9 protein-coding genes are annotated in these 13,122 nt (G+C 51.0%); 2 read left to right on the top strand and 7 right to left on the bottom strand.

Annotated features, from left to right (window positions below):
• Both AAF564_21545 and AAF564_21540 read right to left on the bottom strand, forming a co-directional pair.
• Nucleotides 1-684 (bottom strand): acyl-ACP thioesterase domain-containing protein (locus AAF564_21545; GenBank protein ID MEM8488149.1); only part of this gene is annotated, 684 nt, incomplete at its 3' end.
• A 6-nt stretch (nt 685-690) separates the two neighbouring features.
• Nucleotides 691-3,582 (bottom strand): insulinase family protein, encoded by a 2,892-nt coding sequence (locus tag AAF564_21540; GenBank protein ID MEM8488148.1) that lies wholly within the window; start codon nt 3,580-3,582, stop codon nt 691-693.
• 353 nt (nt 3,583-3,935) lie between these two features.
• Between AAF564_21540 and AAF564_21535 the strand changes: the two genes are divergently transcribed.
• Entirely contained in the window at nt 3,936-4,760 is an 825-nt protein-coding gene (locus AAF564_21535) for an alpha/beta hydrolase (protein MEM8488147.1), read from the top strand.
• Nucleotides 4,761-4,881: 121 nt separating this feature from the next.
• The gene (locus AAF564_21530; GenBank protein MEM8488146.1) at nt 4,882-6,234 is read left to right on the top strand and encodes an ATPase, T2SS/T4P/T4SS family; all 1,353 of its coding nucleotides are present in this window, start codon (nt 4,882-4,884) and stop codon (nt 6,232-6,234) included.
• Between the two features lie 35 nt (nt 6,235-6,269).
• On the opposite strand, the gene ppc is transcribed toward AAF564_21530, so the two are convergent.
• From ppc to AAF564_21505, 5 genes are all read right to left on the bottom strand, one after another.
• Entirely contained in the window at nt 6,270-9,074 is a 2,805-nt protein-coding gene (gene ppc / locus AAF564_21525; GenBank protein MEM8488145.1) for a phosphoenolpyruvate carboxylase, read from the bottom strand.
• A gap of 213 nt (nt 9,075-9,287) precedes the next feature.
• Nucleotides 9,288-10,055: a DUF6503 family protein gene (locus AAF564_21520; GenBank protein MEM8488144.1), complete on the bottom strand. Its 768-nt coding sequence runs from the start codon at nt 10,053-10,055 to the stop codon at nt 9,288-9,290.
• A gap of 30 nt (nt 10,056-10,085) precedes the next feature.
• Complete coding sequence (locus AAF564_21515; GenBank protein MEM8488143.1) at nt 10,086-11,483, bottom strand: hypothetical protein; 1,398 nt, start codon at nt 11,481-11,483, stop codon at nt 10,086-10,088.
• Nucleotides 11,483-12,682, bottom strand: a complete 1,200-nt coding sequence (locus tag AAF564_21510) for a lysophospholipid acyltransferase family protein (protein ID MEM8488142.1) — start codon at nt 12,680-12,682, stop codon at nt 11,483-11,485. The genes AAF564_21515 and AAF564_21510 overlap by 1 nt, the downstream gene beginning before the upstream one ends.
• Nucleotides 12,683-12,795: 113 nt before the next feature.
• Nucleotides 12,796-13,089, bottom strand: coding sequence for a hypothetical protein (locus AAF564_21505; GenBank protein ID MEM8488141.1), 294 nt, complete (start codon nt 13,087-13,089; stop codon nt 12,796-12,798).
• Nucleotides 13,090-13,122 lie beyond the last annotated feature (33 nt).

Below are 13,122 nucleotides of genomic sequence, written 5' to 3'. Positions count from 1 at the left end.
TCTGGCCCGGGCAAGGATGGCATTGCCCTGGTAAGCCTGTGCCTGGAAAAATATCTCCAGGCCTTTCAGGGTATGTGATTGTTGAATGGCTGCCGGTACGCTCTCAATTGCCCAATTGACGAAGCTGACGTTGTTGGCGTGTTTGTTCATGTCCAGGTCCGAGCCCCGCACTTCAAAATGCCGCTGCATGGTTGCATGCTCCATGGGAGATAGCTTCAGGAAAGGGTCTGCAATAGCTCTGGGTTCTGGTGGTACAGGTATTTCATCGATGAAAGGTGGTATCCGCATAGGCCGCCTTCTTTTGATATCGATCAGGAGCCAGGCACTGGTGCCGCGTGCAACCTGGTCTCCATCTTTGGTATAGACCCGAAATTCGCGGGTTGCAAACAGGCCATTGTGCCCGGAAGGCCAGGTATCCACATACACGGTGTCTTTCCAGGCAGGGTACCGTTCCACCTTAACATGCAGCCGCGATAACATCCACGTCATGTTTTGCTGCATGAGCTGTTCTACAGAAACCCCAAGGGCTTCTGCATGGTTGCCGGCGGCTTCCTGTAGATAATTGCACAGGTGCTGCATTGATAACAAACCCATTGCATCGGTCTCAAAGCTCCGGATGGGGAAAACTTCGGTCCAGATGGTGCTAGACTGGGCAAGGGAAGATGAGGGGTCAAATGCTTCCATGCGTTGTTATTGGCCGGCATCCCCTGAAGCAGCAGCTTCAGGGTTAAGTTCTGCCCTGATGAATCGGTCTTCGATAAAATACTGGTTTGCTGCTGCCTTGATTGCGTCCGCATCAAGTGCTTCGATCATCTCTTCATACGTAAGGATGTTCAGCAAGTCTTCGTTTTCGTGTGTGTAGTGGAATTCCAACACAGACACCCAGAAAGAGTTGGTTTCTTTCTGCGTTTCGCGGTTTCGGCGTTGTTGCTCTTTGATTTTATCCAACTCATCCTGCGTAGGGCCTTCGGTTTTGAGCAGCTCAACTTGATCGAAGACGGCTGCAACCAATTCATCAACGCGTGCCGGGTCACAGGTGAAATTGACCGAGACCTGGTAGTGCGGGTTCGGCATTTCTATAACAGCAGCCTGTGCATTTACACTGTACACACCACCAAGCTCTTCTCGCAAAGATTCGCGGAGTTTGATGTTGAAAATGTCTACCATGGAACGTACTTGATGGCGTACTTCCCGGTTGTATTCGAGTGGTCCGTGGAATACGAGAAGTACCTGGCTTTGGTCTGCTATACCTTTTCGGACATCTAGGGAGAGGTTACCTTCGGGCAGGCGGATGCCGGAATCTTGCCACTGATCATTACGCGCGAGTGTCGGTAAGCTACCAATGTAGGTCTGCGCGAGTTCTGCAACTTCCTCCACATCAAAGTTACCCACGAAGGTGAACAGGAAATCGCCAACATCTGCAAACCGATCTTTGTAAAATGCGTGTGACTGCGCGATATCCATCTCCCGGATCATTGCAATGGTAGGCACTGAGCGTCGCGGGTGGTTGTCGTATAGCAGGGCAACCAGCGAATCCTGGAAAACGCCTTGCGGTGTGGCAGACCTGTTGGGCAGGTAGGCTTCCATCTGATTTTGAAAGGTTGTCAGTGCCGAGCTGTCCATCCGCGATGCAGTTACATACAGGTGGATCAACTGAAACATGGTCTCAAGATCATTGGGTGATGCAGCACCCCGGAAGCCTTCTGCATATTCTGAGATGAACGGGGAGACGTTGACCACTTTGCCGGTCAGTGCTTTCTGGATCTCGTTTGAATCAAAGGGGCCTACACCACTCCGGCTAACCAGCATGCTGGCATTTGATGCATCGAAGTAATCTTCATCGGATACCAGGGAGATCCCACCCGGGCTTGTGGCAGAAAACCGGACTTCATCTTCTTTGAAATCTGTCGTTTTCATAACAAGGCGGACCCCGTTGTCGAGTGTTATCTCTGTGAAGTCGAGGTCTTCATTGTATTCGCGGGAAGCTATTTTGCCTGGCTTAGGTAATTCAGCCAGCAAGGGTTGGTCTACTACTTCATCGACCCAGGGATCGACAGTCATGTTTTCTACCTTGTCGAATACAGAGGAAAGCTCCACTTCAGTAGGGGGGAAGAGGTCTTCCTTTTCTGGCATGGTAGAGATGATAACCCGGTTGCGTGGTGCGACAAAATCTGCAGCGATGCCGTTAATTTCTGCCAGTGTGATTTCGGGCAAAATTTGCTGCACCAACTCGTACTCGTATTCAATGCCTGGTGTCGGCTCTGCTTCGAGGAAGTGTGATACATATTCAGAGGCATAGCCGGCAGAAGACGAGTTCTCACGCTCGTTGTAGGCCCGCAGGTAGGCCCGCAGGGTTTGCCGCTTCTGTCGGTCGAGCTCTGAAGCTGTAAACCCATGATCCCGCACGCGCTTGGCTTCTACAAGAATAGCTTCAAGTCCATCCAGTGCGCGATCATCTTGCACCTGGGCACCAACGCTATGGAAAACAGAAGAGCGTACAAACCCCCCTTTAGATACGCTTGCGTTTACAAAAGGAGGATTGGGGCGTCGTGCTATTTCCGCGAGGCGCTGGTTTAACATGGTTGTGAAGAAGCGTCCCACAATCAGATCTCGATACTGCGATACCGTTTCGAATTCCTGCGCCTGTCGCTTGTAGTAGGTTTGTATCGTGCTAAACGGATATTCCGGGTCCGTGACAATAGCATAGAGCGTTTCATCGTGCCCGGGCACACCATACACCTCGCGGTTTGCCGGCGCCTCGGGGTTTTGCAGGTTCGAAAAATGCTCCTTGATTAATGTTTCGATGCGTGCGGTGTCAAAATCACCAACAGCGACAACCGCCATCAGGTCTGGCCGATACCAGGTCTTGTAATAGTTCTCGAACTCAGCGTAATCGGCATTTCTAAGAATGGTTGTGTCGCCAATGGGGAGGCGGTGTTCATAACGTGATTCATGCAGCAAAACCGGAAGGATCTCTTTCTGGATGCGTCCGCTTGCATTCTGGGTGCTGCGGCGCCACTCTTCAACAACGACTCCACGCTCTTTATCGATTTCTTCGTGGTCCATGGTTGCCGCGCCTGCCCAATCTTCCAATACGTCAAAAGACTTTTCGAGGATTTCTGTACTGTCAGTTGGAATGGTGAGCATATATACCGTCTCATCGAACGAGGTATAGGCGTTTACATCAGCGCCAAACCGCATGCCCGTGCGCTCCAGAAAATCGACAAGTTCTGCTTTAGGGAAGCGCTCAGTACCATTGAATAACATATGCTCAACAAAGTGGGCAATCCCTTTCTGTTCGTCTGTTTCTTGCAAGGAGCCGGCATTTACAGCCAGTCGTAATTCTGCGCGGTTGCTGGGCTCTTCGTTCTTGCGGATATAATACTTCAGCCCGTTTGGCAACGTACCCGTGATCACGTTGCTGTCGAGCGGGATAATGTCGTCTCCTGCAAACGCAGTTGCCTGTGCTGGCGCAGGAGCCGGCGTCTCGATGATTTCAGGCGGAGGTGTGTCGAGGGGAGCTGCAGACTTGCAGGCCGTTAAAAGGACAATGGAAGCGAGAACTGTGAGTAACCTGTACATAGGCGATGAATCGGGATTGGCTTTGACGCTGGAGGGTTACGCGTTACGCTATACCAGATGGATGACGAATAAAGGTGTAAAGTCGACCTTGATAAAGACAAGCGTAAAGTAACGGGTCAGTAATTTGCTTTAATTTACGCTAATAACGCACTCTAGTTCTCATTTGAGCATTTAGATTGGCTGATGGGTAAATTGATAGCCAGGCCCGGGCAGGAGGTGTACCTGCGGTATTATTTTAATGCATGCCTGCGTTAAATTTGATTGCCGCAGGACGATAACAAAATTAACGCACGTGAGTAGGATATAGATGAAGACCGTCCGTGGGTAGAAGGTTCACGTTATGTGTATCATCTATGCGCAAAACAGCATCAAACGATCCATTGAAGCTACACCATCGAACATATTACCTGGGCCCTGAACACGATTGGGTGGTGTTTGTGCATGGTGCCGGCGGTAGTTCTTCTATCTGGTTTCGCCAGGTGCGAGCCTACGCTGAGCATTTCAATGTGTTGATGGTAGATCTGCGCGGTCACGGCAAGTCGCAAGTCCAGAAAGGCAATCTGCACTTTCTGAATTACACCTTTGAAGACATTAGCAGTGAAGTTGTTGATGTGCTTGATGATCTCAACATCGAGAAAGCACACTTTATCGGCATTTCTCTCGGGTCTATTATTATTCGTACGCTCAGCGAAATAGCGCCGGATCGTGTTGCTTCGATTGTGCTGGGCGGAGCTGTTGTGCGGCTGAATTTTCGGTCGCGTTTTCTGGTTGGGGTGGGGCAGTTGTTTAAACGCGTGATCCCTTACCTGTGGCTTTATAGCCTGTTTGCCTGGATTATCATGCCGCGTCGCCGGCACCGGAAGTCACGGCTGCTCTTTATCAATGAAGCAAAAAAACTCTGTCAGAAAGAGTTTATTCGCTGGTTCAAGCTTACCTCCGAAGTCAACCCCTTGCTGCGTTTCTTCCGCGAAAAAGAAATGCCGGTGCCTACCCTCTACCTGATGGGGGATGAAGACCACCTCTTTTTACCACCCGTTAAAGCGCTTGTGAGCCGGCACAAACATAGCGTGTTGCAAATTATCCAGGATTCCGGGCACGTATGTAATGTAGACCAGCCCGAAGAATTTAATCGCCGTTCTATCGCGTTCATCAAAGCGCACCCTTACGTGGCTGTTTAAGGTTTTTCAGCGCGTCGTCGATACCCACCAGTAAATTCCCCCAATACCCTGCTCCGTCCTGCCTGGATTATGCCGCGGAAGCACGGCCCCGTTTGTCCCCACAACGCGCCTATCAAAACCAATGACATTTGAGCAACTGGTTGCTGATCAGCAAGATTTTTCGTCTCCCAAGGGAAAGACCAGCAAGTACGCCCCGCCCTCCGATTTTTCGCCGCAAAAAGCGTTGTACAAGCAAAAGCTTGAGCAAGCCCCCGAAATTCCGGCGATGTGTGATAAAATCTACGATTCTATTCCCCGAAATCTCCAGGGTATAGAACGCATTCGTTTTACTGCCAAGCAAGTGCAGGCTGTACCTGTAGATGAGCGTGGGCAATTGCAGGACGTTGTAGAGCATTTTATGCGCTATATGATTCACGCCGGCGCATCTGATATCGATGCTGGCGGCTTTGCTAGTGGTGGCTCGGTATGGAGCCGTATTGATGGCGAGAAAAAACCGCGCCTTGAACTCGGTCGCTATACCATCGATGAGACTAATATCCTGATTCTAAGCCTGCTTACCAACGATGAAATAGAAAAACTGCTTGTAAAATGCGCGGTTGATATTTCATACCAGGTGATGGGAGGCGTCGACATGGGTACCTGGCACCGGTACCGTGTTTCAATTTACTTTGATAACGATGGCGTGGCCATCAATATTCGTGCGATTGCCAACGAGCTTCGTTCGATTGATGGCCTGGGCTTTCACCCGACCATTAAAAACGGACTCATGTTTGACCATGTTCGGGATGGACTCACCCTGATTACTGGCGTTACGGGATCTGGTAAAAGTACAACACTGGATTCGATTGTTGATGCAAACAACTCACGTGTTGCCGGTCACATCGTAATCATCGGTAACCCGATTGAGTATATCCACATGTCGAAGCAATGCATTGTGCGCCACCGCGAAGTTGGCAAAGATGTGATGTGCTTCCATGATGGTGTGGTTCAGGCACTGCGACAGGATCCAGACATCATTGTTATTGGTGAGATGCGCGATCCTAAAACCATTTCAGCAGCGCTCGAAGTCACAGACTCTGGCCATAAGGTATTTTCGACGCTGCATACCAGTTCTGCCGTAGAAAGTGTTGCCCGTATTGTGGCAGAATATACGCCGGAAGAACAAGAGCGCGTGCGAAACCGATTGGCCGACGTCCTGCGCTGCATTGTGTCACAAAAGCTGCTTCCTCGTAAAGGCGGCGGACGAATCCTGGCCAAAGAAGTGCTTTGGGTTACCCCATCTGTGCGTGCTGCCATTAAGAACAACAACCTGGAAGAAATCTACCAGATGATGTGGGAAGGCCGTGCACAGGGACAGCATACCCTCGAGCAGGATTTGTTCAGGTTGGTTAAGCAGCAAAAAATCGAACGCAACGTGGCCATTGACTATTCGAACAACAAAAAGCGGCTCCAGCAACTGATGGGCGTATACTAGCCCCCCGTATATCTCCAAATGAGAAGAACGCCGTATTAGCCTGTGCTCTGCATGGCAGCCGCTACGCCGTTGATACTCAGGAAAAGGGACCTGTGTAACAGCTTTTTGCTTTCCTCATCTGCGTTGCGGTATCGCTCGAGAAGCTCGATTTGAAGCAGGTTGAGCACGTCTGTATACGGATTGCGCAGCGCAATAGATTTCTGAATAACAGGACTGTATTCCAGGATCTCTTCCTGTCCTGTTATACGCAAAATCGCATCTTTTGCGTTGTTGAAGTCCTTCATGATGAAGTTGTGGAAGCTGGCATCGTTCCCTTTGTCGGCGAGCCGGTTGTAGTGGGTTGAGATCTCAAAGCGTGCACGGGCCATTTCGAGCTGCGCATTGCGCAATACCGAGCGAAAGAACTCCCAGTTTTTGAAAGCTTCCTGGAATAGGGCAAGATTCTCAGGATCTGCTTCAAGGGCTTCATGCATGCCGACGCCGATGCCATACCAGCCAGGAATCATATAGCGGGTTTGCGTCCAGGCAAATCCCCAGGGAATGGCGCGTAATGAATCAAAATCAACCTCATCTGCGGACTTTCGGGAAACGGGTCGAGAGGCAATAGGAAGCCGGCTGATGTGCGCGATAGGGGTTATCTGTGTGTACCACGTCCATAAATCCGGATTCTCAATCAAAGTACGGTAGGCCTTCATGGAGCGTTTTGCAACCCGTTCCATGAGGGCGCCTTCAGCATCGGTTGTGCCGGTGTGTTCAACGAGGTTGACCGGTTTGTTGGATGCAACGAGCATCGCATTTACAATTTGTTCGAGGTGCCGGTGCGCAATATCGGGCAGGGCATAGCGGAAAGAAATCACTTCGCCTTGTTCTGTAAAGCGGATGCGCCCACTTTGGCTGGCCCACGGCATCGCCATGATGGCCTGATTCGCGCGGCCACCACCGCGTCCAACGGTACCGCCGCGGCCATGAAAGAGCCTGAAGTCGACGCCGTTATCACGGCATACCTGGCCCAGGGTAGCCTGCCCTTTGTGCAACGCCCAGTTGGCCATCCAGAAGCCACCGTCTTTGTTGCTGTCGGAGTAGCCGAGCATAATTTCCTGGAAATTGTGGCGGGCTACCAGCTGTTTCTTGTAAATCGGGTGTTCGAAAATCTGGTGCATCAGACCTGCGCCGGCTTCGAGGTCCTCAATCGTTTCAAACAGGGGCACTACATCGAGTGGGCAATCTACCTGCCCATCTTCAAGCCGCCAGATCCCAACCTCTTTTGCCAACAGCATGACTTCGAGCATGTCGCTCACCGAATGGGTCATGCTAATGATGTAGCTGCCGATCGCATTGGGTTCAATCCGGATGATATCGCGCAAGACTTCAAACGTTTGCAGGACCTCATCTGTTGAGTCGGACAACTTGGCCTGGGGCGGGAGTAAAGGCCGTGGGTTGGCAAGTTCGCGGGTAATCACGTCGAGCTTAGATTGTTCATCCAGCGACGCATACGCATCCGCAACGCCGGCACGCTGGAGCAATTCCGCAACTGCCGCTTCGTGAATCCTGCTGTGCTGGCGGACATCCAGTGCCGCCATGTGGAAGCCGAAAGCCCGCGCCCGAAGCAATACTTTGTGCAGCAGGCCGCGCCGTGCAATGTGGTCATACCCTGAGGCCAGCAGGCAGCTATGCAGCAACTCCAGGTCGGCAATGAACATCTGGCTGTTGTACAGCGGACTACTCCCCTCTGTGGAGGCAAAAGCCGTTTCAACATTGTCGCGCAGGGCTGAAACACGCTCAATCATGTGGCTCACTTTCAAACGGTACGGCTCGTTGGCGTACTGCCGCCGCCGGTAATCGGATAACGTGAGCGAAGCATCGTCTTGCGCAATGGAGTCGAGCAGCGCTTGGGGTATTTTTACTTTTCTGGATGAAAAGCTCAGCTCTCGTCTGAGATTGATGAGGTCCTCTTCAACCAGATTTAGCACAGCACGGCGGTGTGTTTTTGCCGTTTGCCGGGTTACTTCGGGAGTGACAAAGGGATTGCCATCCCGGTCGCTGCCAATCCATGAGCGGAAGCGGAGAAAGACAGGAATGTCACCGTTGTAATCGTAATACGTTGCAAGGCTGCTGCGTACATCGTCGTAAATGTGGGGGAGGGTGTCCCAAATGGTGTTGCGAAGGAAAAAGAGCCCATTGTCTACTTCTTCCTGAACCGTGAGGCGTTCAACGCGGACTTCGTCTGTGACGGCCAGCAGGGAAATTTGCCGGCGAATTTCGTCACGTGCCTTTTCGTCTTCGTCGGGTGTGAGTTCACGTTGCCGCCGCTCAGCGAGAAGGGTGGCAATGCGTTTTTGCTTGTACATCACGCTCCGCCGGCGTGCTTCGGTCGGATGGGCGGTAAGCGTGGGCTGGATGTCGAGCCTGCCCAACAGGTTGAGTACTTCGACGAGGCCTGTCCCTTGTTGCTTGAGCTGATGAATGGCTTCAGCAATCGATTCTTTTCGCGGGTTTTCTGCTGTGCTTTCGCGCGCGCGCTTCCGGTTAATACGGATGATCTCTTGCTGTTCAGCTTTGTTGATGAGGTGGAAGAAGTCCGTATATGCCTTGAGCAACGTCACAATCGTATCGTAATCAAGCGAACTGATTGTCTCCTCTACCTCCTTTCTGAGTGCCGGCTGATCGGATAGTGCAGCCTGTTTACAGCGCTGGCGCAGCGTTTCAACCAGCGTGAGCATGTCGGTGCCATGGTGCTCAGCGATTACATCACCGAGTTGTGCGCCCAGCATGTTCACGTGTTCACTTAGCGGCGTAGAAATACCAGTACCTTCAGCAGCGTAATGCAGACCCTTGCTCATACTTTTTGATCAATTGAGTTAACAGCTTTGCTATAAGGCCAAAAGGCTGTTATTTGATCCCGTCTGGTAAAGCTTAGGGCAATGTGTGCACATTATTTATTGAAATGCTAATATGTTTACCACCGAAGATCCTGCTACCCCTTGCGATATGGGTGGTGGTATACGTCAAGCCGCAACGGCTTTTCTTCTTGAAGATGGGACGGTATGCAGGAATTACGGCAGCGAGCTAATCTGCACATTCTCCAGCTTGATTTCAGAGAGCAACGCGATGTCATCTGTGCCCAGCAACTCGTCATAGTCCTCAATGGGCGCGCCAGGTTTAGGGATGATCTCCGATTTGTAATTCTTGAAGTCGGCTACGCGCACCCCTTCAATGGTTCTGATGTTGAATGCCTCTCTGAATCGGGTGCCGCCGTCGTTGATAAGAAAGTCGTAGGCCAGATAGTCCATGGTATAGGTCTCTGCATTAAACCAGTAGACAAAGCGGTCTTCGTAATCGGGGCCACCGTTTTCTGCGCTAAATGTGATTTCTATTTCGTGATAGGGGGTGCCGTTGATGGTTGAAGTGCCCAGGTACTTTTTCTGTACAGCCGGGTCGTTCAGGAAATACGGGACAAAACCAAAGTAGACAACCGAATTATTGATTTCCTGGATACTGTATCGCTTTTTCTCTGTGATTTCTACGCGCGCTCCATTCACTTCTCTGTAGGCTTCGTCGTTGTTGAGCACTTCGCGAATTGCGCCGGTAGAATCTTCGTAAGTGCGCACGTATTCGAAAACCCCGTTGTTTCTGGTGGCCTTGAAATGTTTGCCACGGTAATCAAACTCAATGATTGCTGCATCGAGCATACTACCGCCATGTGCAGCAATGGCCTGGTCCACGATGTACTGTGGATCATCGGTGGGGGTGCAGCCGGCTGCCAACAGGGTGAATAAGAGCGCTGCAAGCAAGGTGTGGCTTTGGCGAGTGGACTTCTGCATAGGGGTGGTTGGGTTTGACTTGTTTTCCGGTTACGAATCCGCAACTGTTTTGTGCCTTTTGAGGCCAAATCGTTTCCACAACAGGAAAATGATGAGCATATAAATCCAGCAAATGCCAAGGACAATCCAATATCCTACTAATGCGCCGTCGAATTGGGTGAAGGGCAAATTGATGACGATGAGGAGGGGGAAGCCCAATAGTAACGCGACACCACTGCCCAGGCCTAGATCTTGGGCAACCGGTGTTTTGAATTCCGGGTCCATCACACGTACAAGGGCGAGGCCCGAACTTATATTGCCCGTCATTTCCCCATAAACACCCACAAACCGTTCAAAATTCAGGCTGTCGAATGTCCGGTAAGCTGTATAGCGGATGGCGACGCAGGTTACGGCTGCTCCGAGCAGGCAAATAACAAGAATAGGCACCAGATAATCCCACGCAACACTGAGGCTAATGGCCATGATGGCTGCCGTGATCATAAAGTCGGTGAGGGTACCGGTAAGCCTGTTCATCAGGCCATAGTCGACCAGGTAGCCGGCTTTGAACCGATTCATCAATTTGCGGCACCCGAGGGCGAGTAAATTGGCGACAATGAAATGGAATCCCCAAAGGGTTGCTATTTCTTTCTCGATGCCTCCTGCGCGCATGAGCAACTCTATCCCCAGCGTAACACCATAAGTAAGCAGGTACAGAAAGCCGATAAGGGCAAGATGAAAAGCAAGCGGCTCAATGGCACCGCCAAAAAAGCGAAGCCGGCCCGCTTCCGGAAGCGGCTCTTCTTCAATTACTCCGGTTCTGATCGACTTGCTCAGTGCAATGGAACCATCAAGTAAACTACTTTTGCCCCGTTTAAGGCCCCGATTTACAATCACCATCCCTGAGAAATAAGCGACCAGAAAGCCAACGGCGGCGATGGTAAGGCCGGCAGATGCACCTTCAACAAACCCGTAATTGCTCCACGATTGCCCAATGGAGTACGCAATACCTGGACCCATACCGAACCCGAGTGGAAGGAGCATGCCAACCGCTGGTACAAGGTCAGGATTGATCAGGTATACAATAAAAAGGCATACGCCAAGCCCTATTGTAATTTGCAGCAAGTAAGACATGATGAACATGAATCCAACATGCATAGCCCCACGCGAACGCTTTTCGCCGCCTCCTTGCAAACCAATACCTATAAAGGTGAGGGCAAGCAAGTGGTAGATGTATACCGCCATCCGTTCGGTGTCGTAAGAGAGCCATGAAAGGATCTCTGGTCCGATGAGCAGGCCTGCAAAACCGGCAATGAGTGGGCTGGGGATGAGAAATTTCTGGAAGAAGGAGATATAGCGCCGGCAAAGAAAGCCGAAAATGAGAAACGTGCTCAGGAATGCAAAATCAAGGGCAAATTCGCCAATGGTTATGTTGTAATCCCAAACGGTCATTATTTAGCGCCGGACGCTGATACCTGTTTGTCTTCCCGTTCTGCTTTCATACGTAGCAAGGTGTCTTGCCATTGCAAGGCGCTGCCAGCGCCTTTGAAGCAAGCCTGAAGCATTTTGTCAGCCAGGAAGACCTGCAGCATGTAGTTCCGCTCTACCCCCACGTATAGTACCTCTTCTATCGGAATTTGGGTGTCGATCGAGTCTGATTTGAACCAGACCCGGTCTGGGTAGAGTCGAAGCGTTCCCTTGCCATGTGGGATCAACTCTGGGAATTTGGGTTCTTCGTATAGGTCTACGTTTTCCTCGACAATGATGCCTTCCTTATTGGTTGTCAGCGGCAGTGCCTTGACAGCGTTGTAGAGGGTTGCCGTTGTGACAATTTTGCCTGTTTTTTCGTTCAGCAGCGTACTGTCCGGTAACATTTTATACCGCAGGGTGCCGGCGCGATTTTCGACATACGTGCCGTCAGGTGTAAATATGGCGCCATTGTCTCCTGTGTCGGGATCGCGATAAAGTAAGCGGTGAATGCCTACTGCCGGCCGGAACGCCCATTTGGGTTTGAGTTCGTCTGGCATGAGCGTCTCATCAAAGTCGATAGGCGCTTTGAGCTTCGCAAGTACGTCTTCGATGGGCATTTTGCGGTTAAACCGCATGGGTTCGCCAAGGGTGATCCGCATGCGGGCGGGGCGGGGGTATTTTGCCCAGCGCGGCCACGAAATGTAAGATCCTTCCGTGATGATGGGGTAAACCGGGAGTTCAAATTTGGCAAAAATCTTTGCTGTGGAATCGATCCACGGAATGGGTTGGCCGGCCCATCTACGGCCGCCTTCCGGGTAGATCAGGAAAGAGCGATTTAAATTGATTTGTTTGTAGATGTTGCGGATCAGGTGAGGTTCAGGGACGTGCTTCCGTGTTGGATAAAGCTCAACATTTAGGAGAGCGTCGTGCATGAACTTGTTGCGGAAGTACTCTTTTGTTAATACCCCCGTCGTGGAGTCCATCCACGGTGTGAACATGTTGAATATGAACGGATCGTAGTTATGTGAGTGGTTTCCGTAGACAAAACACGGCTTTTCCAGTGGTGCAAAGCGGCCGCCATTTACAAGCTTGGGTCGCCACATCAACCTGGAAAAGGGCTGAAAAGTCATTCTGATAACGCATTCTGCCAATGCCGGCACGCGACGTCCATCTTCTCTCATAAAAAACAACTACGTAATGATGGTATAAGCCTGAAAGGAAGTGCCCCAAGATACTAAAACGAAACTTGAAGATTCATTCAGTTTTGTCTTGGGCGTCCTGACAATATCGCTTACTATTTGCGGTATTTGAGCTTCTCGAGCTGCCGGTCTATAATCAGGGTAGCCAGTTGTGCCGGTAGTTCTCCGGTGGGCGCTGTTGCAATCGCAGCTTTTACATCAGGTTCTCGTACATCGATCCGGTACAAAATACTCATCAGGTGGGCCGGGTTTTGATCAAGCAAGCGGGTAATGTGATTGATTAGGAAGGATCGGATTTCGTCGATTGATTTACCCACCAGCTGCGATTCGTCAGCATCGAAGGCGCGGATTAGCGCCCGTTGGCCTGTGCGATCTATTTCCTGCGCCATCAATTTTTTGCGCCATCAGTTTTTTTGCGCCAT

This window comes from Bacteroidota bacterium (assembly GCA_039111535.1).
Lineage (GTDB): Bacteria > Bacteroidota > Rhodothermia > Rhodothermales > JAHQVL01 > JBCCIM01.
The sequence above is the reverse complement of the archived record's forward strand: the minus strand, read 5'-3'. Positions and strand labels throughout refer to the sequence as shown.

What these genes read in the sequence shown, in the direction of transcription:
- AAF564_21540 (MEM8488148.1), bottom strand. Translation starts at nt 3,582, where the DNA reads ATGTACAGGTTACTCACAGTTCTCGCTTCCATTGTCCTTTTAACGGCC.
- AAF564_21535 (MEM8488147.1), top strand. Translation starts at nt 3,936, where the DNA reads ATGCGCAAAACAGCATCAAACGATCCATTGAAGCTACACCATCGAACA.
- AAF564_21530 (MEM8488146.1), top strand. Translation starts at nt 4,882, where the DNA reads ATGACATTTGAGCAACTGGTTGCTGATCAGCAAGATTTTTCGTCTCCC.
- ppc (MEM8488145.1), bottom strand. Translation starts at nt 9,074, where the DNA reads ATGAGCAAGGGTCTGCATTACGCTGCTGAAGGTACTGGTATTTCTACG.
- AAF564_21520 (MEM8488144.1), bottom strand. Translation starts at nt 10,055, where the DNA reads ATGCAGAAGTCCACTCGCCAAAGCCACACCTTGCTTGCAGCGCTCTTA.
- AAF564_21515 (MEM8488143.1), bottom strand. Translation starts at nt 11,483, where the DNA reads ATGACCGTTTGGGATTACAACATAACCATTGGCGAATTTGCCCTTGAT.
- AAF564_21510 (MEM8488142.1), bottom strand. Translation starts at nt 12,682, where the DNA reads ATGAGAGAAGATGGACGTCGCGTGCCGGCATTGGCAGAATGCGTTATC.
- AAF564_21505 (MEM8488141.1), bottom strand. Translation starts at nt 13,089, where the DNA reads ATGGCGCAGGAAATAGATCGCACAGGCCAACGGGCGCTAATCCGCGCC.